The sequence below is a fragment of the Blastomonas sp. SL216 genome, from assembly GCA_026625625.1.
Lineage (GTDB): Bacteria > Pseudomonadota > Alphaproteobacteria > Sphingomonadales > Sphingomonadaceae > Blastomonas.
Window position 1 is genome coordinate 3421490 of record CP113055.1, and the last position, 23780, is coordinate 3445269.

17 protein-coding genes are annotated in these 23780 nt (G+C 66.6%); 10 read left to right on the forward strand and 7 right to left on the reverse strand.

Annotated features, from left to right (window positions below):
* Positions 1-16: 16 nt before the first annotated feature.
* Genes OU999_16180 through pheS form a run of 5 tightly spaced genes read right to left on the reverse strand, consistent with a single transcriptional unit; the run spans position 17 to position 6395 of the window.
* The gene (locus OU999_16180) at positions 17-1582 is read right to left on the reverse strand and encodes a peptide chain release factor 3 (GenBank protein WAC23254.1); all 1566 of its coding nucleotides are present in this window, start codon (positions 1580-1582) and stop codon (positions 17-19) included.
* A 32-nt stretch (positions 1583-1614) separates the two neighbouring features.
* Positions 1615-1998: a hypothetical protein gene (locus OU999_16185; protein WAC23255.1), complete on the reverse strand. Its 384-nt coding sequence runs from the start codon at positions 1996-1998 to the stop codon at positions 1615-1617.
* The gene (locus OU999_16190) at positions 1995-2885 is read right to left on the reverse strand and encodes an aldose 1-epimerase family protein (protein WAC23256.1); all 891 of its coding nucleotides are present in this window, start codon (positions 2883-2885) and stop codon (positions 1995-1997) included. Before OU999_16190 ends, OU999_16185 begins: the two co-directional genes overlap by 4 nt.
* Positions 2878-5307: a phenylalanine--tRNA ligase subunit beta gene (gene pheT / locus OU999_16195; protein ID WAC23257.1), complete on the reverse strand. Its 2430-nt coding sequence runs from the start codon at positions 5305-5307 to the stop codon at positions 2878-2880. Before pheT ends, OU999_16190 begins: the two co-directional genes overlap by 8 nt.
* Positions 5304-6395: a phenylalanine--tRNA ligase subunit alpha gene (gene pheS / locus OU999_16200; GenBank protein WAC23258.1), complete on the reverse strand. Its 1092-nt coding sequence runs from the start codon at positions 6393-6395 to the stop codon at positions 5304-5306. The genes pheT and pheS overlap by 4 nt, the downstream gene beginning before the upstream one ends.
* 166 nt (positions 6396-6561) lie before the next feature.
* Between pheS and OU999_16205 the strand changes: the two genes are divergently transcribed.
* From OU999_16205 to OU999_16250, 10 genes are all read left to right on the forward strand, one after another.
* Entirely contained in the window at positions 6562-6942 is a 381-nt protein-coding gene (locus OU999_16205) for a hypothetical protein (GenBank protein ID WAC23259.1), read from the forward strand.
* A 12-nt stretch (positions 6943-6954) separates the two neighbouring features.
* Positions 6955-7896, forward strand: coding sequence for a sterol desaturase family protein (locus OU999_16210; protein WAC23260.1), 942 nt, complete (start codon positions 6955-6957; stop codon positions 7894-7896).
* 4 nt (positions 7897-7900) lie between these two features.
* On the forward strand, positions 7901-8377 hold the full coding sequence (locus OU999_16215) for a GNAT family N-acetyltransferase (GenBank protein ID WAC23261.1): 477 nt from the start codon (positions 7901-7903) through the stop codon (positions 8375-8377).
* 30 nt (positions 8378-8407) lie between these two features.
* Positions 8408-10030, forward strand: a complete 1623-nt coding sequence (locus tag OU999_16220; protein WAC23262.1) for an FAD-dependent oxidoreductase — start codon at positions 8408-8410, stop codon at positions 10028-10030.
* Between the two features lie 102 nt (positions 10031-10132).
* A complete protein-coding gene (gene mutS, locus OU999_16225) occupies positions 10133-12745 on the forward strand; it encodes a DNA mismatch repair protein MutS (GenBank protein WAC23263.1) in 2613 nt (870 codons plus the stop codon).
* An 86-nt stretch (positions 12746-12831) separates the two neighbouring features.
* Entirely contained in the window at positions 12832-15114 is a 2283-nt protein-coding gene (locus OU999_16230) for a CHAT domain-containing protein (protein ID WAC23264.1), read from the forward strand.
* The gene (locus OU999_16235) at positions 15111-17870 is read left to right on the forward strand and encodes a filamentous hemagglutinin N-terminal domain-containing protein (protein ID WAC23265.1); all 2760 of its coding nucleotides are present in this window, start codon (positions 15111-15113) and stop codon (positions 17868-17870) included. Before OU999_16230 ends, OU999_16235 begins: the two co-directional genes overlap by 4 nt.
* A gap of 5 nt (positions 17871-17875) precedes the next feature.
* Positions 17876-19594 (forward strand): hypothetical protein, encoded by a 1719-nt coding sequence (locus OU999_16240; GenBank protein WAC25455.1) that lies wholly within the window; start codon positions 17876-17878, stop codon positions 19592-19594.
* Positions 19595-19642: 48 nt separating this feature from the next.
* Positions 19643-20659, forward strand: a complete 1017-nt coding sequence (locus tag OU999_16245; GenBank protein ID WAC23266.1) for a beta-eliminating lyase-related protein — start codon at positions 19643-19645, stop codon at positions 20657-20659.
* Complete coding sequence (locus OU999_16250) at positions 20659-21615, forward strand: EamA family transporter (protein ID WAC23267.1); 957 nt, start codon at positions 20659-20661, stop codon at positions 21613-21615. Before OU999_16245 ends, OU999_16250 begins: the two co-directional genes overlap by 1 nt.
* 130 nt (positions 21616-21745) lie before the next feature.
* On the opposite strand, the gene OU999_16255 is transcribed toward OU999_16250, so the two are convergent.
* Complete coding sequence (locus tag OU999_16255) at positions 21746-23308, reverse strand: hypothetical protein (protein WAC23268.1); 1563 nt, start codon at positions 23306-23308, stop codon at positions 21746-21748.
* On the reverse strand, positions 23305-23688 hold the full coding sequence (locus OU999_16260; GenBank protein ID WAC23269.1) for a GtrA family protein: 384 nt from the start codon (positions 23686-23688) through the stop codon (positions 23305-23307). Before OU999_16260 ends, OU999_16255 begins: the two co-directional genes overlap by 4 nt.
* Positions 23689-23780: the final 92 nt, after the last annotated feature.

Below are 23780 nucleotides of genomic sequence, written 5' to 3' on the forward strand. Positions count from 1 at the left end.
GCGCTGCAACAGTGTTTTAGCGTTCGCGCGTCGCGCTGAACGTCAGTTCGGGGTTCTTTTCCTGTTGATAGCCGACATCCCAGGCCGATCGCGCCATGAACACCGGGTTGCCATCGCGGTCCTTGGCGAGGTTGTTGATCGAGATGCGCTTGAACGCCTCCAGCGCCTCGGCCGGGCCACCCAGCCAACGCGCGGTATCGAACGGGGCCATTTCCAGCACCGCCTCCACCTTATACTCGGCCTCCAGACGGCTGATCAGCACTTCGAGCTGCAGCTGGCCGACCACGCCGACGATCCACTGGCTGCCGATTTCGGGGTAGAAGACTTGGATCACGCCTTCTTCGGACAGATCGTCGAGCGCCTTGCGCAGCTGCTTGGTCTTGGTTGGGTCCTTCAGCTGCACGCGGCGCAGGATTTCCGGCGCAAAGTTCGGCAGGCCGGTAAAGCGCACATCGTTCTTCTCGGACAGCGTATCGCCGACGCGCAGCGTGCCATGGTTGGGGATGCCGATGATATCGCCGGGCAAAGCCTCATCGGCGAGCTCGCGGTCCTGCGCGAAGAACAGGATCGGCGAATGCACCGCGATCGGCTTGCCGTGACCTGAGGGCACCAGCTTCATGCCGCGCTTGAACGTGCCCGAGACCAGCCGCATGAAGGCGATCCGGTCGCGGTGCTGCGGGTCCATGTTCGCCTGCACCTTGAAGATGAAGCCGGTCACGTCCTTGCGCGTGGGATCGACCGATTCGGGTTCGGCCGGCTGGCTGCGCGGCGGCGGGGCATGGGTGGCGATGGCGTCGATCAGCTCCTCGATACCGAAGCGCTTGAGCGCGGAGCCGAAATAGACCGGAGTGAGATCACCATGGCGATAGGCCTCCAGGTCAAAGCTCGCATAGCCGCCCTGGGCGAGCTCCGCCTCCTCGGTCAGCCGCTCCATCGCCTGGCTCGACAGCGCTGCGGCGAGCTTCGGGTCATCGAGCCCGCTGACGGCCAGCGCCGTGTCGTCATATTCGCGGCTCGGCCCGCTGGGCTGCATCAGCGTGTTGCGGGCGAAGTCGTAAATGCCCTCGAACTGGCCGCCCATGCCGACGGGCCAGCTCATCGGGCAGACATCGAGCGCCAGCGCATCGGCCACCTCGTCGAGCAGCTCGAACGGATCGCGGCCCTCGCGGTCGACCTTGTTGACGAAGGTGATGATCGGCACCGAACGCAACCGGCAGACCTCGAACAATTTGCGCGTTTGAGGTTCAATACCCTTGGCGGCATCGATCACCATGATCGCGGAATCGACCGCGGTGAGCGTGCGATAGGTATCTTCGGAGAAATCCTCGTGCCCCGGCGTGTCGAGCAGGTTGAAGGTGATGCCCTGCCGTTCGAAGGTCATCACCGAGGACGTGACCGAGATGCCGCGCTGCTGCTCGATCTTCATCCAGTCCGACCGGGCACGCCGCGCCGCGCCGCGCGCCTTGACCTCGCCTGCCAGATGGATCGCGCCGCCGGTGAGCAGCAGCTTTTCGGTGAGCGTGGTCTTGCCCGCGTCAGGGTGCGAGATGATGGCGAAGGTGCGGCGGTTAAGGGCGGTCATGGTTGGCCCCCTAGCGCCCACGGACTGATCTGTCACGCACCTGCAACGCAGCCGCTAACGGCATCGAGCTCCTGCTCGCGCAGTTTCCGTCCTTTGGGTGTGGCAATTTCCAGCAGACGGAAAGTGCCATGGTCGATGATGTCGATTCTTACACCTCTGGCCTCATTCCATCGACGGATATGCATGGCATTGTCATTCACCGCAGAGAACCGACGGTCCGTCAGCGGAAAGCGCCGAGAGATGCAGTCAGCCAATTCTTGGCTTTGCAGACTGGACTGAACAGAGAAAACTCGTTGTGCTTGGGAAATTTGCTTCTCCTTTCCCTCACGGCCTGCCCATGCCAAAAAGCCAATCAGCCCGAAAATGAGCAGTGCCCAGCAAATCATTACCCATCGCGGTGGCAGCGACGCCTTCATAACAATGCCGGTTGTTCCAGCGTCACATCCATCCGCAAACGCTGCTGTACGCCGGGTGCGAGGATGGTCACGCCGGGCTTGTCGCTGAAATCGCCCGCAAAGCCCAGCGGGTCGGCGATCCCGGCCCAGGGTTCGATGCACAGATAGCGTGCGCCGGGTTTCTGCCAGATGCCGAGCATCGGCGTATCGGGGAAATCGATGCGCAGCTGCGGCTGGCCGGGTACGCCATAGGTGAGCGAGCGGCTGGAAAGTTCATCCCAGATCAGCGCGTCGGCCTCGAAATCGGCATGAACGGGCGCGTAGACCTTGCCGTCGACCGGGCTGGGCTGCGGCGTGGGTGCGACCAGGCCGGTCGCAGGATCGAGCCGCCGGATCGGGGCAGGCTCGTCGCGTTCGAAGACCACGCGGTGATCCTCCGCTACGCCGCCAAAAGGCAAAGGCCAGGCAAAGGCGGGGTGATAGCCGAAGCTGAACGGCATCGGCGTAGCGCCCTGGTTGCCGATCGTCGCGGTCATCGCCAGCTTCGCGCCATCCAGCGCAAAGCCCATGTCGAGCCGGAAATCGAACGGATATTGCGCGCGCGTTTCCTCGCTCGCCTCCAGCCGGAACAGCGCCCTTGCCGCGTCCGCCTCGACCAGCGCAAAGCCCGAGCGCCGGGCAAAGCCGTGCTTCGCCATCGCGAAGCTGCGTTCGCCCAGCCGGTACTGGCCCCCCGCGAGCGCGCCGACAATCGGGAACAGCAATGGCGCGTGTCCCGTCCAGAAGGCCGGGTCGGCATCGGTCATCAACTCGCGGCCTTCCGCGTCCTTGAGCGACCATAGTTCCGCTCCCAGCGGATGTATGGTCGCCGTCAGCGCGTCGGATCGCAGCGTGACCAGATCAGCCACGCAACTCCGCCCCAAGCTTGGCCGCTGCCTTGACCACCGCATCGGCAATGGCCTTGAGCTCATCGTCGCCAAAGCTCTTGTCCACCGGCTGCAAGGTCACTTCCAGCGCGAGCGAGAGCTTGCCCTCGGGCACGCCCTGGCCTGCAAAGCTGTCGAACACGCGGGCATCGGTGATGTGCTTCTTGTCAGCACCCTTTACCGCGCGCACCAGATCGCCCGCTGCCAGCTTGGCATCGACAAGGAACGCAAAGTCGCGCGTCACCGCCTGCAAGGCTGGCGGTGCATAGGCCTCGCGCATCGCGCTGCTGCGCGGTTTGAGCGGGATGGCATCGAGGAACAGCTCGGCGACCATCACCGGCCCGTGCACCGGCTTGAAGCCGAACGCCTTGGCGGTGCTGGGGTGCAGCGTGCCATAGCTGGCCAGCACGTTCTTCGGCCCCAGCCGCAGCGTCGCCGCCTGGCCGGGGTGATAGTGATCGCCAAGACCAGCGCTGTCGGGCGCGAAGTCCATCAGCTTGGCCGCAGGGGCCCCCGCTGCGTCGAGCAAGGCCAGCACTTCGGCCTTTATGTCATGCGCGGTGAACGCCTGAGCCTTGCCGCTGCGCCAGTCGCGCGGGGTCTTGTCGCCCGTCAGCACGATGCCTAGCGTCGTCCGCTCCAGGCTGGTGCCGTCCTCGGCCTTGAAATAGCGCCGACCGATCTCGAACAGCCGAACCGAGCCTGCACCGCGATCCAGGTTGCGCTTGGCCGCCGAGAGCAGGCCGGGCAGCAGCGAGGGCCGCATCACTTTCAGGTCCTCGCTGATCGGGTTGGCCAGCACCCAGTCGCCGCCGCCAAAGGGCGCGGCTTCCTTGTCCGAAATGAACGACCAGTTGACCGCTTCGTTGAGGCCGCGCGCAGCCGCCAGACGGCGCACGCGCCGCTCCTGCAGCTGCGCGGGGCTGGCGGTGGGCTTGGCGACGCCGGGCAGGCGGGGCAGCGGGGTGGAGGGGATCGCGTCGATGCCGGTGATCCGCACCACTTCCTCGACGATATCCGCCTTGCCCGCTATATCGCGCCGCCAGCTCGGGACGGTGATCGTCCAGGGGGTCGCGCTGCTGTCGATACCGAAGCCCAGCCGATCGAGGATCGCCTGCTGCTCGGAAGTGGCCACATCGATGCCCCCCAGAGCCGCGCAATAGGCGGGGTCGTAAGCAACCGTGCGCGGTTCGACCGGCGCGGCACCCGAGCGGGTCACCGGGCTCGCCGTGCCACCGCACAGGTCGAGCACCAGCCGTGTCGCGATGGCGAGGCCCTGTTCGAGGAACGCCGGATCGACGCCGCGCTCGAAACGCTGGCGCGCATCGCTCGTCAGCATCAGCTTCTGGCCGGTGCGCGCAATATGCTCGGGGTCGAAATAGGCGCATTCGATCAGCACATCGGTGGTGTCGTCGGACACGCCCGAATCTTCGCCGCCCATGATGCCGCCGATATCGTGCACCTGGGCGCTGTCGGCGATCACGGTCATGCTACTATCGAGCTTGTAGGTCTTGCCGTTGAGCGCCAGGACCTCTTCGCCGTCCACCGCCTTGCGCGCGACCAAACCGCCCGTCAGCTTGGCACGGTCATAGACGTGCAGCGGACGACCGAGGTCGATCGAGACGAAATTGGTGATGTCGACCAGCACCGAAATCGGCTTCTGGCCGATCGCCTTCAACCGGTCGGCCATCCATTTGGGCGCAGCGCCGTTCTTCAGGCCAGAGACGTTCTGGGCATAAAAGGCCGGGCAACCGGCGGCATCATCGGTGCGCACATCGGGCGCTTCGCCCGAGCCTTCGACCGGATCGACGCCCGAGCGATAGACCTCGGACAGCGGCCTCAGCGTACCTATGCCCGATGCCGCCAGATCGCGCGCGATGCCCCGCACGCCCATGCAGTCCTGCTTGTTGGGCGTGACCGACACCTCGATCACCGGATCGTCGAGTCCGGCATAATCGGCAAAGCTGGTGCCCACCGGCGCGTCTTCGGGCAGTTCGATGATGCCGTCATGGTCCTCGCCCAGCATCAGTTCGCGGTACGAGCACATCATGCCGAAGCTTTCGACATCGCGGATCTTCGCCGGTTTCAGCGTGAAGGCAGGGCCGGGGACATAGGTTCCCGGCGGGCCGAACACGCCGACAAGGCCCTGCCTCGCGTTGGGCGCGCCGCACACGACCTGCCAGGGGGTGCCCGAGCCGTCATCGACCTTGAGCAGCCGCAGCTTGTCCGCATTGGGGTGCGGGCCTGCTTCGATCACCTTGGCGACGCGGAACGGGCGCAGCGCGTCGGCGGGGTTTTCCACGCCTTCGAGCTCCAGCCCGATCGCGGTCAGACGGTCGGTGATTTCATTGAGCGAAGCATCGGTATCGAGATGCTCTTTCAGCCAGGAGAGGGTGAACTTCATGCGCCGACTCCTCCGCTCAAAGTGGGGACATCGAGCGACGAGAAGCCGTAATGCTTCAGCCAGCGCAGATCGCCGTCGAAGAACGCGCGCAGGTCATCCATGCCGTATTTCAGCATGGCGAGCCGGTCGATGCCGCAGCCAAAGGCAAAGCCCTGCCACTCGTCCGGGTCAAGCCCGCAATGCTCGATCACCTTGGGGTTGACCATGCCGCTGCCCAGAATCTCCATCCAGCCGCCATTGGGGCCGGTGGGATCGCCGCCGATCACGCGCTTGCCCTTTTCGACGGTGAAGCCGACATCGACCTCGGCCGAAGGTTCGGTGAACGGGAAATAGCTGGGACGCAGGCGCAGCACGATGTCGTCGCGCTCGAAAAACGCCTTCACGAAGGTCTCGAGCGTCCATTTGAGGTGCGCCATGGTGATGCCCTTGTCGATCACCAGCCCCTCGACCTGGTGGAACATCGGCGTGTGCGTCGCGTCCGAATCGCTGCGATAGGTGCGGCCCGGCGCGATGATGCGGATCGGCGGCTTCTGCGCCATCATCGTGCGGATCTGCACCGGCGATGTGTGCGTGCGCAGCAGCATCTCCTCGCCTGCCGCGTTGCGATCAGGGAAATAGAAGGTGTCGTGCATCGCACGCGCCGGGTGCGTCTCGGGCATGTTCAGCGCGGTGAAATTGTACCAGCCCGATTCGATCTCGGGACCCGTGGCGACAGCAAAGCCGAGATCCGCAAAGATTTCCGCCAGCTCGTCCATCACCTGCGCGACCGGGTGCACCGATCCTTGCGGGCTGGGGGCGACCGGCAGGGTCAGGTCGATGGCTTCGGCGGCCAGTCGCTCGTTCAGCGCGGCGCTTTCCAGCGCGTCCTTGCGCGCGGCGATCGCGGCCGTGACGGCTTCGCGCGCGCCGTTGATGCGCGGACCCTGTTCCTGGCGCTCTTCGGCGCTCATCGCGCCGAGCGTCTTCAACAGCCCGGTAATCGCGCCCTGCTTGCCCAGCGCGGCGATGCGGATTTCTTCCAGCGCGGCAAGATCGGCATCGGCGATGCGCGCCAGATAATCCTGCTGCAAGTTTTCAACGTCGGCCACGGCCTGCTCTTCCACATATGCGAGAAAAATGTCCGCGAGCCGCTGTCATGCCCCGCTGCACAAATCAAGCCCTGCCGCGATTCCATGGCCTTTTCATGAACGCGCTTGCGGTGCTATCCTGCATGTCGACCGGGCGAAGATCCGGCGGACATGGGGACGATGGCCGATGAACCTGATGCTGCTTTTCGCTTCGCTTGCCGCGATCCTCGCGGTCGCAGGCCTGGTCTGGCTGCTGCAGCTGGGCGAGAACCGGATCGGCGATGTCGCCGATGCCGCCCGTATCGCCGAAGAGCAGATTGCAGGCTTCGAATCCGGGCCCGTGCTGATGTCGGGCGATGGCGAGGCAGCTCTGGTCGAGGGGACCGATGGTCGCGTTGTCGTGCTCAAGCGGCATGGCGCGCATTGCGCCGGGCGCGTGCTGCCCAGGCCTTTGCGCGCGCACCGCTGCAGCGAGGGATGGAAGGTGGAAACCGGCGATCCGCGCTTCGGACAAGTTTCACTCGCGCTGTCAAAACAGGATGCAGACAAGCTGCTGACAATGATGTAAGCAAGCTTGCAAATGATTCCTCAACTGCCCAACCCGACCGAACTCGCCATTCCGGCATTCGTGCTGTTGATGCTGGTCGAGATTTGGTGGGTGCGCCGGCGCGACCGCAGGGCCTATGAGCCGCGCGATACGCTGACCTCGCTCGCGCTCGGGCTGGGCAGCACCGTGGCAGGCGCGCTGACCGGGGGGCTTGCCCTCGCCATCGCCTTCTGGGTGTACCAGTATCGCCTGTTCGACATCGGTTTCGTGTGGTGGGCCTGGCCCATCGCCTTTGTGTTCGACGATTTCGCCTATTACTGGGTGCATCGCCTTGGCCATCGCGTCCGCTGGATGTGGGCGGCGCATGTCATCCACCATTCCAGCCAGCACTATAACCTGTCGACCGCGCTGCGGCAGACCTGGACCGGGTTCTTCACCCCCGGACTGCTGGTCAGCCTGCCGCTGTTCTGGCTGGGCTTCCACCCGCTGATGGTCGCGTTCTGCGGCGGCATCAACCTGATCTACCAGTTCTGGATCCATACCGAGGCGGTGAAGCGGATGCCGCGCTGGTTCGAGGCGGTGATGAACACGCCCTCGCACCACCGCGTCCATCACGCGATCAACCCGCGCTATCTCGATTCGAACTATGCCGGCGTGTTCATCGTCTGGGACAAGATGTTCGGCACCTTTGTGCCCGAGCGCGATGACGAGCCGATCCGCTATGGCATCGTCAAGCAGCTGGGCAGCTTCAACCTCCTATGGGCGGCGTTCCACGAATGGGTCGGCATCGCGCGCGACATGGGGAGCGCGCCGGGCCTGGGCAACAAGCTGAGCTATCTTCTGCGCCCGCCGGGCTGGAGCCATGATGGCAGCCGCGAGACCAGCGACAGCATCAAGGCCGCCTGGGCTGCGCGGCAAGGCCGGCCAGCGCCATCCCGCTTGCATGGCGATGTCACGCTAGAGCCAGCGGAATAGGCGCATGGCGCGCGGAGCTGACCAGCTTGAAGTCACCCTCTGCGAAGGGGCAGACGTCAGAGCCCAAGAGGCCATGCTCGCCGAGCTTTGTGCCCGGATTTTCGACACGTTCGATCCCGAATATCTCGCGCGCCGCCTGCCGGTGCTGGTCGATCCCGTGCTGCATGTTGCGCAGGGTAATCATGCCGCGATTCTGGGCTTCAAGATCGGATATCGGCGAGGGCCCAGCCTGCTCTACTCCTGGCTCGGCGGCATCGTGCCGGAAGCGCGGGGTCACGGCATCGCTGCGCGGCTGATGCAGGCGCAGCATGATTGGGCGGCAGCGCAAGGCTATCACTTTGTCGAAACGCGCACCCGCGCCAGCAACAACCGCATGATCATCGTCAACCTGAAGGCAGGGTTTCACATTGCCGGGGTCGAGAGCGACGAGGCCGGGCATCTGGTGGTCATCCAGCGGAGGCGATTGAATACCATGCCGTGATCGGCACCAAGAATGAAAATGGGAGAGAGCATGAGCGACTATGATATCATCGTGATCGGCGGCGGGTCCGCAGGCTGTGCGGTTGCCGGGCGGCTGAGCGAGGACCCCTCGCTGTCGGTCTGCCTGATCGAGGCGGGCGGCCGCAACAATGGCGTACGCGTCAAGACGCCCGGCTTCATGCCGTTTCTCCCCAAGAACACCAACTGGCAGTTCGAAACCGTGCCCCAGCCTGGCCTGAACGGCCGCACCGGATATCAGCCGCGGGGCAAGGGCCTGGGCGGCTCCTCGGCGATCAACGCGATGGTCTATATCCGCGGCAACCATTGGGATTACGACAATTGGGAAGCAATGGGCGCGACCGGCTGGAGCCACGCGGATGTGCTCCCCTGGTTCCGCAAGTCCGAAGGCAATGAGCGCTATGGGTCCTCGAAGGATTTCGATGCGCATCACGGCGGCGCCGGACCGCTTTCCGTGGTCGACCAGAAATGGGCGAACCCCGGCAGCCATGCCTTTGTCGAGGCGGCGCGGCGGTTGCAGCTGACGCTGAACGACGATTTCAACGGCGCGCGGCAGGAAGGCTTCGGCATCTACCAGACCACGCAGAAGGGTGGCGAGCGCTGGAGTGCGGCGCGCGCCTATGTCGAGCCGGCTGCGGACCGTGCAAACCTGGATGTGCGCACGCACGCGCTGGTCCGCCGCATCATCGTCGAGAACGGCCGCGCGCGCGGTGTCGAGTTCGAACGCGCCGGCAAGGTGGTGCAGGTCTTCGCCCGCGCGGCGGTGGTGCTGTCCGCAGGGGCGTTCGGATCGCCGCAGATATTGCAGCTGTCGGGCATTGGCCCCGGCGGCATGCTCAAGGACCATGGCATTCCTGTCATCGCCGACCGTGCCGAGGTGGGCGCAAACCTGCAGGACCATATCGATTATGTCTCGGGCTTTGCCACCAAGTCGACCGACAGCTTCGGCAGTTCGCTCACCGGCGTGTCGCGCATGGCGCGTGCGGTGCTGGAGCACCGCCGCAAGCGGACCGGCATCCTGACCACCTGCTGGGCCGAGGCGGGCGGCTTCTGGAAGATGATGCCCGATGCGCCCGCACCCGATGTGCAGTTCCATTTCGTGCCCGCCGTGCTGGAAGACCATGGCCGCGAGAATGTGAAGGGCCATGGCTTCTCGTGCCATGCCTGTGTGCTGCGCCCCGAAAGCAAGGGCACGGTGACGCTGAACAGCGCCGATCCGGCGGCACCCCCGCGCATCGACCCCAATTTCCTCGCCGATGATCGCGATATGGCGGTGCTGCGCGCGGGCGTGCGCTTCATGCACCGTATCTTCGAAACCCAGCCGATGTCGGACTATCAGCCGGTCGACCGTCACCCGATCGATCTGTACAACGATGCCGCGCTCGACGAGCTGATCCGCAACCGGGCGGACACCGTCTATCACCCGGTCGGCACCTGCCGCATGGGATCGGACGAGGCCAGCGTGGTGGATCCGCGCCTGAAGCTGCGCGGGGTGGAAGGGCTGTATGTCGCGGATGCCAGCATCATGCCCAAGATCGTCAGCGGCAACACCAACGCGCCCAGCATCATGATCGGCGAACGCTGCGCCGCGTTTGTGGCCGAGGATGTCAAGGCGAAGCTGATGGTCGCTGCCTGACGTTCCGAATTCCTCCCCGAGCCGGTCTCGGGGAGGAATTCGGACCGATCTGGGGAAAACTCGCGCTTCCGTGCTGCCATCGGCTCGGCTAGTTGAAGCGGGATGAGCGCCGCCCCTTCCGACAACGCCCCCACCCCGATGATGGCGCAATATCATGCGCTCAAGGCCGAGGCGCCCGATTGTCTGCTCTTCTACCGGATGGGCGACTTTTTCGAGCTGTTCTTCGATGATGCCAAGGCGGCCGCTGCCGTGCTCGACATCGCGCTGACCTCGCGCGGGGCGCATGGCGGGGATCCGGTGCCGATGTGCGGCGTGCCGGTGCACAGTGCTGAGGGTTATCTCGCGCGGCTGATCAAGGCAGGGCACCGCGTCGCGATTGCCGAGCAGACCGAGACGCCCGCCGAGGCCAAGGCGCGCGCGGGCTCGAAGGCGCTGGTCCAGCGCGCGATCGTCCGTTTCGTTACCGCCGGCACGCTGACCGAAGAGGCATTGCTCGATTCGCGCTCGGAGAATCGCCTGGTCGCGCTCGCCAGCGCCGAGGGCGGTTTTGGCCTGGCGATGTGCGACATTTCGACCGGTCGGTTCGAGCTGATGCAGGCCAGCGCCGCTGATCTGTCTGCCGAGATTGCCCGGCTGGCCCCCAGCGAGCTGGTGCAATCCGACCGCGCCGATTCGTTCAGCGAAGGCGCAATCCTGCGACCGGGCCATGATTTCAGCAGCCTCGAGGGCGAGCGGCGGCTGAAGACGCATTTCGGCGTCGCGACGCTCGATGGCTTTGGCAGCTTCAGCCGTGCCGAGCTGGCGGCGGCAGGCGGGCTGCTCGCCTATCTTGAGCATGTTTCGCGTGGGCAAATGCCCTTCCTTGCCCCGCCGCGTCGGCACGAGGTGGCGCGGCATATGGCGGTCGATGCCGCGACGCGCGACAGCCTGGAAATCCTGTGTTCGCAACAGGGCGGAAGGCCCGGGTCGCTGGTCCATGCGATCGACCGTACCGTCACCGGCGCGGGCGCGCGGCTGCTCGCCAGCGATCTCGGCGCGCCGCTGACCGACATATCCGCGATCCGCGATCGGCTAGCGCTGGTGCACTATTTCCATGCCGATCCGCTGCTGCGCGAGAGCGTGCGCGAGGCGCTGAAGGCCATCCCCGATCTGGCCCGCGCGCTTGGCCGCGTCGTTGCCGGGCGGGGAAGTCCGCGCGATCTCGGCCAGCTGCGCGATGGGCTGAGCGCAGCGCGTGCCTTGCGCGAGCGGCTCGGCAAGGCGGCGGACCTGCCCGATCTCCTGAAGCGGCTGCTCCCCGACATGCAGGGCCATGGCGCGCTGGTCGAGCATCTGACCCGGGCGCTGGTGGAAAGCCCGCCGACCGAGCGCGCGCAGGGCGGCTATATCGCGCGCGGCTATGATGCGGCGCTCGATGCGCTGCGCGACACGTCCGGCAATGCGCGCCGGGCGATTGCCGCGCTGGAGGCCGATTACAAGGCGGCAACCGGGGTGCAGGCGCTCAAGATCCGCCACAACGCGGTGCTCGGCTATTTCATCGAGGTGCCCGCCGCGCGCGCCGACGCGCTGATGAAGACGGATAGCGGCTTTGCCCATCGCCAGACCATGGCGGGTGCGGTGCGCTTCAATTCGCCCGCCTTGCACGAGGAGGCGATGCGCATTGCCCAGGCCGGGACGCACGCCCAGGCGGCGGAGGACGCGCATTTCGAGGGGCTGTGCGAGGAAGTGATCGCCGCGCGCGAGGCCATATCCCGCACTGCGGCTGCCATCGCGCGGATCGATGTCGCCACAGGCCATGCCCAGATGGCAGCAGAGGGCGATTTCTGCTGTCCCGAGCTCAGCGACGAGCCGGTCATCGCGATCGAGGGCGGGCGCCATCCGGTGGTGGAACAAGCGCTGCGCAAATCGGGCCAGGCCTTTGTCGCCAATGATGCGATGCTGTCCGAACGCGACCGGCTGTGGCTGGTCTCAGGCCCCAATATGGGGGGCAAATCGACCTTCCTGCGGCAGACCGCGCTGATCGTGCTGCTTGCGCAGGCAGGCGCGTTCGTGCCTGCGCGCACCGCCCGGATCGGCATTGTCGACCGGCTGTTCAGCCGGGTTGGCGCGTCGGACAATCTGGCGCGCGGCCGCTCGACCTTCATGGTCGAGATGGTCGAGACCGCCGCGATCCTCGCCCAGGCGACCGAGCGCTCGTTCGTCATCCTCGACGAGGTCGGGCGCGGCACATCGACCTATGACGGGCTGGCGCTGGCCTGGGCGATTGCCGAGGCGGTGCACGACACCAACCGCTGCCGCTGCCTGTTCGCGACGCACTATCACGAGCTGACCCGGCTGGCCGGGCGGCTCAATGCGCTGTCGCTGCATCATGTGCGGGCGCGCGAATGGAAGGGCGATCTGGTGCTGCTGCACGAACTGGCCGATGGCCCGGCGGACCGCAGCTATGGCCTGGCCGTAGCCAAGCTGGCGGGCGTGCCGCCGGTGGTGGTCGCGCGCGCGAAATCGGTGCTGGCCAAGCTCGAGGCGGGCCGTCAGGCGACCGGCGGGCTGGCGGCGGGGCTCGACGATCTGCCGCTGTTCGCTGCGGCGCTGGCCAAGGAGCCCGAGCCCAGCGATGCGCTGCGCGAAACGCTGCAGGCGCTCGATGTCGATAATCTCAGCCCGCGCGACGCGCTCGATGCGCTCTACCGGCTGAAAGGCCTGCTGAGCGATTGATCGCATTAGCCGTTCATTCCGCGCGGAAATCCGGTTACTCTGCAACCGTTTAACAGGCAGGGGCCAGCATGGCGGGGATCGGGATCATGGCAGTTGCATTTGCCCTTGCCGCGCCCGGCGCGGACGGGGCAGCCGTGCCCGACGCGATTGCGCTGTGCGACAGCCCCGCATCCCCCGTTCCGGCGGAACTGCTGCCACTGGCGGCAGAGCGGGCAAGCCGGGCGCGCGGGCTGATGCGCGGCGGTGACGCCGGTGCGGACGAAGCGCTGGCGCTGCTGCTCGATCCCGCAGCGGATGCCGGGGCGCCGGTGTCAGGCGATGGCAGTGCAGCCGGGGTTCGTGCGCGTGCCGAATATTGCCTGGTGGCCGGCCAGGCGATGCGGCGGGCACGATCAGGGAGCCAGGCGCGGGCGCAGGACTTTCTCCGCACCGCGCAAACCCTGGCGGAACAGGCCGGAGACAAGGCGCTGGCCGCGCGGGCTGCATGGGAGGCTGCGCTGGCTTTGGCAGGCGGTGCGCCGCCGACCGCATCGGGCACGCGGCGACGATCGGCCCAGGCCGCATCGCCAGCACCGCCGCCGCCAGGCTGCAGCTCGGGCGAAGGCGAGAGCGAAGTCCAGGGGCGCAGGCTAGAGGCCGCCTTTGCCTGCGCGCTCGACCGGGCGGTTGAGGCGGATGACCCCGCCTTGACGGCGCTGGCTGCGCTGCGGCTGGCGCGACTGGAAAGGGCGCGCAAGGCCGATATCGCGCCGCATATCGCGATCGGGCTCCAGGCATCGACCAGAGTCCAAGACACGGCTGATCGCGCTGCGCTGCATCGCGGGCTGGTGATGCTGGCGCTGGATGCCGGGCTTGGAGGAACCGATATGGTTCCTCAGGCGACGATGAAATATGCCGATATGGTAAAGGGTGGCGCAGGTGATGCGGCGTCACTGGCGGCGATGCAGGGCCGGATGGCCCTGGCGCGAGGCGATATGGCAAGGGCGCGGGCAGACCTTCGCCGGGCGGTGTTTCTCGAAAGCCAGGCCGCTCTGCCGCAGAACCTGCCGCATTATGCGCTGCTGCTCGCCGATGCCGAGCCCGAGCGCGCGGCGGAGCATGTGCGATACGCCTATCGCGCGCTGGAAAGGGTGCGCACCGTGCTGATGCCGGTCGATCCGCTGACGGAGGAAAGCCGCTTCGATCTGCTCGTCCGCCCGGTGTTCGAACGCGCGATCGGCACGACTCTCCGGGTGGCCGATAGCGATGCAGGCGCGCTCGATCAGGCCCAGCGCATTGCCGAGGCCTATCGCTCCGCCGAGCTGCAGAACAGCCTGGGCGCTGAATGCGTGCCGCTGCGCAACCCGGTGACGCCCGCTGATCTGAAACCCGGCGAGGTCCTGCTCTATCCGCTGCTGCTCGAGGACCGGATCGAGCTGCTTTATGCGAGCGGCAACGACAGCGCGCGCGGCTATCGCCGGATGCCGCCCGACAGCACGCGCAACCGGGCCACCATCGCGGCGCTGGCGCAGCGAATGACGGCGTCGCTGAGTGGTGCCAGCGATGACTGGGCCCCGGCCTCGCGCGAACTCTATGCCGCGCTGATCGCACCCATCGCGCCGCTGCTCGGCCAGGATGCGACGCTGATCATCGTGCCCGATGGCCCGTTGCGGCAGATCAGCTTCGCCGCGCTGATCGATGCGCAAGGCACGTTCCTGATGGAGCAGGCCAGGCTCGCGGTCGTCCCCGCGCTCAGCTTTGCCGCGCCGGGCACCCGCGATACCGATCCGCAGATCATCGCAGCGTCGCTGGAAAAGGAACTCGACCTGCCCGTGGGCCGCTTCACCCGGCTGGAGGGCACCGCGTCCGAGGCGGCAATGGCGGCGGGCAGCGATGGCGTTCTGCTCACCGATTTCGACCGCGCCGATCTGGCGTCGGCGCTCGCCCGGCGTCCGGCAAGCGTGCTGCATCTCGCGACGCACGCCGCGTTCAACGGCCGCACCGAACGCTCGTTCATCGTCGCCAATGGTGAGGCGATCACGCTGCCCGATCTGCGCGCGATGCTCAGCGCCAACCGGCTGCGGGGGCAGGGCCTGCAGCTGCTGGTGCTGAGCGCATGCGAGACGGCAGTGGGCGATGACGACCAGGCGATGGGGCTGGCGGGTGCAGCGGTAGAGGCTGGCGCTGCCAGCGCGCTCGCCTCTTTATGGGAGGTCAGCGATGCCGGGACGGCGGCGCTGATGGAGGCGTTCTACACGCATTATCGCGCGGGCGAGGGCCGGGCGCGCGCGCTGCAACTGGCGCAGATCGAGCTGGCGCGCGGCGGCGACGGGCAATGGACCGATCCAGGCATCTGGAGCGCGTTCACGCTGGTGGGGAGCTGGCGATGAGGGCTTGGCTTGCGCATTGCTCTGCGCTGGCGCTCCTCGCCGCACCGGCCTTTGCGCAGGATGGAGGCGGGCCGCCCACCGCGATCACGCCTGATACGCTGCCCTCGTTCGCCACCGGCACAACCGCCACGACCGATGGCGCGGTAACGACCATCGGCGGCGGCGTGCGCGCGGGCGACAATCTGTTCCACAGCTTTGCACGCTTCAACCTGGGCCCCGGAGATATCGCGCGCTGGACCGCAAGCGACGCGCTGACCATCCGCAATGTCATCAACCGGGTGACGGGCGGCGAGCGCTCGTTCATCGCCGGGACGATCGATGCCAGCGCGATTCCGGGCGCGGATTTCTATTTCATCAATCCGGCGGGCATTGTCTTTGGCGATGGCGCGGCGATCGATGTCGGCGGGGCCGCGCATTTCTCCACCGCGCAGACATTGGGCTTTGCCGATGGGTCGGTGCTGGTCTCGGGCACGGGTTCGGGATCGACCTTCAGCATGGCAGAGCCCGCGCGCTTCGGCTTTCTGGGCAACAATCAGCCGATCACGTTCCTGCCGGTCGCGCAGCCGGACCCGGACAGGTTCTTTCGTGGCAATCCGATGGGGCGGCTGACGCTCAACGCCAGCGATATCCTGTTGTCGCAGGCGACGCTGTTCGTCCGCAGCTTCGAGGCACGCGCGGTGGGGCAGGGGCGGGGCACGGTGGTGCACGGAGGTCCGCTCGGCCAGGGCATACGCGGCGGGCGGATCGATCTTCTGGGCAGCCGGATCTTCGTCGATCAGGATGGCTATGCCGCGCTTTCTTCTGACAGCATGCTGCTGGATGGACGGAGTCTGGTCTCGGTCATGGCCAGCGCTGCCGAACGACCGGCCATTGGCGTGCTGGTGAACCGGCTCGATATTCCCGACGGTGAGTTCAGGGTTGCCGGGATAGACGGTGAAACAGCCGATAGCGGCAATATCGACATCCAGGCAGAGACGATCACCCTCAGGCGGCTTGGGGCGATCCGCAGCGAAAGCGTGATCGAGGGGGGCGGGGGGACGATCCGGGTGACCGCCAACCATCTCCTGATCGATGGCGGCACGATTGAGGCGCAGGGCCTCTCGGCACCCGGACGATCGGTCGGCAACATTCATGTTCGCGCAGGTCTTCTCGAACTGATCGATGTCGGCAACATCGAGACCACGCTTTCCAGCTCCGATGGCAGACCCACCGGCACAACCGGCCATATCGTCATCGACGCAGGCCGGATTTTCATGGATGATCGGGGGCTGATCCTCGCCGAGAACCAGGGGCGCGAGGCGTCAGGGCCGGGCAGCATCACCATCAACGCGGACCAGCTGACCATCGGGCAGGGGCGCATTTCCACCCGCACGGAAACGGCGACGCCGGCAGGACCGATCAATGTCACGGTCAGGGGCCTGCTGGAGCTGAAAGGGGTGGGCGGCATCCAGTCGATCAGCCAGGGCTTTGGCGATGCCGGTGCAATCACGATCCGCGCTGGGACGCTCCGCATGATCAACGATGGCAATGGCGGCCCTGCCATTTCGTCCGAGACCGAGCTTCCGCGCGCGCAGGAATTCAAGCGGCTGAGCGACTATACCGGGGCTGCCGGCAGGATTTCGATCCAGACGGACAGCCTGGAGATGATCGGAATCACGTCGATCACGACATCCAGCTCCAGCCTGGGCAATGCCGGCGACATCGTCATTCAGGCGGGACGGATCACGATGTCCGGTGGCGCGGAAATCAGTTCTGCCGCCCGCAAGCTGCTGGTGCCGCCGAGCGATGAGGAGTTCGAGGCCAATCCCGATCTGGTGCCCGAGCTGCGCGAGATAGCCGGTCCCGGTCGCGCGGGCACGATCACGCTGGCGGTGACCGGTATGCTGTCGATCGAGGGGGCTACCGTCTCCACCGCGACCGAAGGCTTTGGCGCAGCCGGGTCGGTGCTGGTGGCGGCAGACCGGATAGCGATGGGCCAGGGCAGCCGGATCAGCTCGGGCGCGGGCGATCTTGCCCCCGGCCAGGCGGGCACGGTCGTGCTGATTGCCCGTCAGATCGCGCTGGCCGACGGGGCAGAGGTGACCACCAGCTCGGCCAATGTCACCACGGCGGGCGCGATCACGCTGGCGGCCGAGGAGGAGATTCGCATCACCGGTATGGGCAGCCGCGTGGCCAGCACCAACACGGCCACCAGCGGCGGCGCGGCGGGCAATATCAGTATCGGCGCGCCGCGCATCACTTTGGGGCCGGGCGGCACCATCACCACCAGTGCGCTGACAGGCGCGGCGGGACAGATCGAGCTGCTGCTGCCCGAGACCGGGCTGCTGAGGCTCGCGGGTGGTGCCAATCCCGCAACGGTCGCCACATCGTCCGGTCCGGGTACTGGCGGGCGCATCACTATCAACCGCCCCTATGCGCTGATCGCCGATGGCGCGCGGATCGAGGCGCTGGGGCAGCAGCGCGGCGCGAACGTTCAGCTCGCCACCGATTTCTTCATCCGCTCGGCCGACAACAGCAACCTGTTGCTCGTCGATGGCGATCTGGTCGTCGACAGCCAGGTCGGCAATGTCAGCAGCGGCATCGACACGCCCGATATCAGCTTTGGCGATGCGGCAGGCGTGCTTGCGGGCCAATGCCGCGCCGCGCGCAGCAGCGGATCGGTGAGCCGGCTTGCCATCGATCAGGTCGGGCCGCTGGCGCTCGATCCAGCGGGTCAGGCGCCTGCGGGCCAGGCTCCTGCGGGAGGCTGCCGTTGAGCCTGATGCTCGCGCTGGCGCTGCAGGGCGCAGCTTGCGTGCCTGGGCCCGATGCGGCAGCGACCGGTATCGTCACCTATTGCGATATCGAGGTCCATGCCGAGCCGGACGTCGCCGCGATCGCGACAGCCGATAGCGAGGGCCTGGATTTCGGCGGAATTACGGTCCGCTATCGCAAGGGCGACCGGCTTGACGGTGAATGGGTGCGGCAGCAGGCGATCGCCAACGGGCTGATCGGCGCGCCGGTGCCATTGGATCGCATCGCGGCGGCAGTCCAGCAGATCAGCCTCGCCTATCTGCGCAACGGCTATGTCAATTCGGGCGTTCTGCTCGATCCGATGACCGATTCAGGCGGCGGATCGCCGCTGGTGCTGCGGCTGGTGGCAGGCAGGCTCATCGGCGCTACCGCCACGGTCGAATGGCAGGATGGCCGGGCCAGGGGGCTGAACGCCGATTATGTCCTGCGCCGCATGCCTTCGGCCGGCGCGATCCCGATCAATGGTCTCGCCATCGAACGCGATTTCCGCGCGCTTGCCGCTGATGATGCGATTGCCACGGTCAAGGCCGACCTGCAGCCGGGCACGCGCCCCGGCGAGGCGCGGCTTGCCCTGCTGGTCGATCCCGCGCCGCGCTTTGCGGTGCAGGCGAGCGTCGCCAACAGCCGCTCGCCCGCCGTCGGCGGGCTGCGTTTCGGCACCGGTCTGGCGGTGCGCAACGCGCTGTTTGCCGGTGACAGGATCGCGCTGGATGCAGGGCTCACCGCCGGGCGGCCCGACCTGCTGGTCGATTATGCCGCGCCGTTCATCCATCCGGCGCTCAGGGTGGAAGCGCGCGGGGGGTATAACCGGGCTGCGGTGGTCGATGCACCTCTGCGCAACCTGTCGATCCGCGCGCGCGACTGGTTCGTCGAGGGCGGCTTTGCACTGACACTCTGGCAGCGCCCGCTCAGCCCCGCCGCGCTCGATGGAACCCCGGAAGTGAGCGCGCAGGCGGTAAGCATCAGCGCCGGGGTGATCCACCGCGAGACGCGGACCTTCCTGCTCGGCCAGCCATTTTCGTTCAGCCCGGGATCGGTGCGCGGGCTGGCCGAATATTCGGCGCTCAGGCTCGGCGCGGAATGGACGCGGCGCAGTTCGGGCACGGTGTGGATCGCGCAGGCCCGCTTCACGCAAGGGCTGGAGGGCAGCCGATCCGATATTCCCGGGATCGCTGCGCCCTCGCCACGCTTTCGCAGTTTCTCGGGCCAGATCAGCCATGCCCGGCGGCTGGGCGCGAGCGGGTGGGAGCTGCGCGCGCGGCTGGCCGGGCAATATGGCACCGGCGTGCTCTATGCCGGCGAACGCTTTGTCGCGGGCGGCAGCGCGAGCGTGCGCGGCTATCGCGAAAGCCTGTTGCTGGCCGACCGGGGCGTGATCGGATCGGTAGAGCTGGCGCGGCAGCTGGTGATCGGTTCGGGCGCGGTTGGCGCGCTGGGCCTCCGCTGGGGCAGCTTCACGCCTGCGATCTTTGCCGATGGGGCGGTGATGCGCAACGCCACCCGCGCCTTCCAGCCGGTCCCGGCCGAAATTGCCAGCATCGGCGCGCAGATCAGCTGGACGCCATCGCCTTCATTGTCCGCGCGGCTGACCTATGGCCATGCGCTGATCGACGCGCCGATTACCGGCAGCCGCGACGTGCAGGACGATGGCCTGTCCTTTGCACTGGCATGGAACCACAGGTTCTGACGCTGCCACCGCTTGACCTTGGCCCGCGCGCCATTACCACACGCGCCCATGAAGTTCTTCTCCGACAATGCCGCTGCCGTCCATCCGCACGTGATGGAGGCTCTCGTCGCCGCCAACCGGCTCGATTCGCCTTATGATGGCGATGCGTTGAGCCAGGCGCTGGACGACCGGTTCAGCCAGCTGTTCGGCACGCGGGTGCGGGCGTTGTGGGTGGCGACGGGGACTGCGGCCAACGCGCTCGCATTGTCGGCGCTCTGCCCGCCACACAAGGGCGTGATCTGCCACAAGATGGCGCATATCGAGCAGGACGAATGCGGCGCGCCCGGTTTCTTCATGCATGGCGCCAAGCTGATCCTGGCCGATGGCGAGGGCGCCAAGCTGACCGCGCAAGAGGTGGCGCGGGTCGCGGGCAATATCCGCGACGATGTTCACCAGGTGCAGCCCGCCTGTGTCTCGATCACCAATGCCAGCGAATATGGCCTGACCTATTCGCCCGCAGAGGTCGCCGCGATCGGCGATGTCTGCAAGGCGCGGGGGCTGAAGCTGCACATGGATGGCGCGCGCTTTGCCAATGCCATTGCCTCGACCGGAGCAGACCCCGCCGATGTCACCTGGCGCGCGGGCGTCGACATGCTGAGCTTTGGCTGCGTCAAGAATGGCGGGATGAATGCCGAGGCGATCATCGTGTTCGACTACGGCTTGGGCGGCGATCTGCCCTATCTGCGCAAGCGTGCGGGCCAGCTGCAGTCCAAGGGGCGGTTCCTGGCGGCTCAGCTGCTGGCGATGCTGGAGGACGATCTGTGGCTGGCCAATGCCCGCGCCGCCAATGCAGGCGCGCAGGCCATTGCAAAGGCCGCGGGCGACCGGCTGCTTTACCCGGTCCAGGCGAACGAGGTGTTCGTCAAGCTGACCGCGGCCGAGGCGGCATCCTTGCGCGGCCAGGGCTTTGAATTCTACGACTGGGGCGAGATGACGCCCGAAGGCGGCGAGGCGCGGTTCGTTACCGCCTGGGATCAGGATGCCGAAACCGTCGCTCCGCTCGCCGCTGCCATCGCCGCCTTGTGATGGCGAGCAGTGCGCCCGCCACGGCCCCGGTCGCTGACGAACCGTCGATGCTGTCGGCGCGCGTGCTCGTGCCGTTCCTGCTGGTCTCGCTGATCTGGGGTTCGACTTGGCTGGTGATCAAGGACCAGATTTCCAGCGTCCCGCCGACCTGGTCGGTCAGCTATCGGTTCGGCGTGGCAGCCATCGGCATGTTCGCGCTCGCCTGGTGGCGCAAGGCTCCGCTCCGGCTTGACCGCCAGGGGCATCTAATCGCGCTGGCCCTGGGGCTGTTCCAGTTCTCGGCCAATTTCAACTTCGTCTACCGGTCGGAAATGTACATCACCTCGGGCCTGCTCGCGGTGCTGTTCGCGATGCTGATGGTGCCCAATGCGCTGTTCTCGCGGCTGTTTCTGGGTACCCGGATCGCGGGCGGCTTCATCGCGGGAACTGCGGTGGCGCTGGCGGGGATCGCGCTGCTGTTCGTGCAGGAATATCGCGCGATGCCGGCGGATCTGGGCGATGTGATGAAGGGGCTGGGGCTCGCGATGTGCGGCATCCTGTGCGCCTCGATCGCCAATGTCATGCAGTCGGCCGAGCGGGTGAAGGCCATGCCGATCCTGAGCCTGCTCGCCTGGGCGATGCTCTGGGGTGCGCTGGGCAATGCGGTGCTGGCCCTGGTGCTGTTCGGGCCGCCGGTGTTCGAAAGCCGCCCGGCCTATCTGGGCGGTATCCTGTATCTGGGGCTGATGGGATCGGTCGTCACTTTCCCGATGTATTTCGCGCTGATCCGCGACATTGGCGCAGCGCGCGCGGCCTATAGCAGCGTCCTGGTTCCGGTCGTGGCGATGGTGCTGTCGACGCTGTTCGAAGGCTATCGCTGGAGCCTGCTCGCCGCCGCCGGGGCCGCGCTCGGCATGATCGGCCTGGTGATCGCGATGCGCGCGCGCAGCCCCCGGACACCGCGCCTTTCGGGCTGACCCCGCCACCCGCACCATATCGGGCCAGGTACTGCGTGGAACCCGGATCTGGTGCGCGGTATCAGCGGGTGACTGCAATTGAATTGCGCGTCACTGACCTCGGTTGGACCATCGCGCCGACCAGGCCGGATCAATCGCTGTCCAGAACCCTGTAGAGCGCACCCTTGCCGGCGTGCGGCAGTGGCTCAAGCCCCGGGATACGCGGCATGGCCGGCGGCAGTTCGCCGATGATCCATACATGCGTGAACGCATGGCGCGGGAACTGACGCATCAATGGGGAAAAATTGGGATATTGCGGGTTTTCGCACCCATCGGGCAGGACCATCTGCGACGGGTCCTGGTCAAAGGCCCCCACCGCAGGATAGTGCACGTCGAGCAGGTTTACGCCGGGTTGCTGCCATTGATCGTTCACGAACACGCTGCGCCGGGCCAGCGCTATACCGCCCAGATGGTCGAGCACCGGCAGTTGCCATTCCACCTCGCACGGCTTGATCACGAAAAAGGCAACGCGTGCGCCTCTGGGAATGGCCTCCATCGTGGGCAGGGCGGCGGCGATCTCCCGGTCCTGGGCGATATAGGCCAGTCCCGTCGTCACCGTGCGACCGACGAAGAACGCGACGGCGGCCAGGCTCAGGAGCTTGAGCTTCTTCGCACCCAGGCGATCGACCGAAATGGCCAGCAGCGCGATGACCAGCACATAGGGCATCAGCCGCATGTCGGCGAACATCGAGCTGAAGACGCACATCGGCAGGACAAGAAAGCACGCAAAGCATAGCGATGCGGCGATGCCCAGCCTGCGGTCGAATGCCAGCTGCTTCGAGCGCGCCGCCAGGTACAGCAGGCCATAGATCGCCAGCAGCGAGGTGAAATCGAGCACGAACCATTTGGTGCGCAGCGGCGAGAGCAGCCAGAGTATCTTCAGGTGCACAAACCATCCGCCCGTCTCGCTGCCACCGGCATCAGCGCGCCACAACAGCATCGGGATCAGCGGCAAAAGCAGCGGCCAGCATGCGCCGACAATATGCCGTGCTGCGGCCAGCGGATGGTCCTTGGCCCTCAGGGTCTGCGCGAGGGCAGTGGACCCGCACAACAGGCCCAGAAACGCCCAGCCATAGGTGTGACAGACCCAGATGGCCGCGCCTGCGACCGCGAGCCAAAGCCGCGCCTGCCCGGTGCGCTGCATCCGCGTCAGATGCAGCCAGGCGGTAAAGGCCAGCATGCCCAGCGCCATGGCGAGCGCGAAGTTCAGAAAGCCATAGTTGAACGGGAAGCCGTATAGCAGCGGCAATGCCATCAGCGCGAACGGGGTGACGCGGCCGTGCACCGCGTGGCACACCGCCAGGATTCCGGCGGCGCCCAGAAACTGGATGACGATGACGATGACGCGCACCGACGTCTCCAGCCCCAGCCAGCCGTGCAGCGCCTGGACCAGCAGGTCGGCACCCAGATTGCCGATCAGCCGCCATTCGAAGGAGTAATAGGGCTGGATTTCGGGCCGGTTGGCGAGGTCTGTCTGAACCGCATAGCGCCCCAGATGGCCGTAGAGATCGACCAGCGGCGGAAGGTCCACCACCAGCAGCGGCGCGATCGATGCCAGGCAGATCAACAGGCACAGCGGCCAGCTGGTCAGCCCGATGAGCGGACGCGGCCCGATGCCGGGCAAGGGGGTGTCGATCCGGCGCACCAGGCTCATTCCAGCCCCGCCCGCTTGAACACGAACCGATGCGAGATGATGAAGAACACCAGCGAATAGGTGATGATCGCGGGCACCTGCGCGAAGGGGCTGGTCTCGCCCAGAACCGACTGGACCGATCGCAGCACGATCAGGTTGCTGGCATAGGATAGGCCGAAGGCCGCGAGGAACTTGGCAACTTCCCGTGCCGATACCGCGCCGCGCGCGCCGAACACATAATGGCGGTTGAGCGTGAACGAGCAGATCAGCCCGACGGCATAGCCGGCGATATTGGCGGCAAGTCCGCTGGTGCCGGCCAGCAGGCAGGCAAAGATGACCGAGCAGCCGACCAGCGTATTGGCCACGCCCACCAGCGAATATCGGGTCAGCAACCGGTACATCGCCTCACCCGGCGATGCTGGCAGGCGCGCCGAAGCTGGAAGGCTTGTGCATCGCTTTGGGGCAGGCGCAGCCGGTGCGCGCGCTGTGCCGG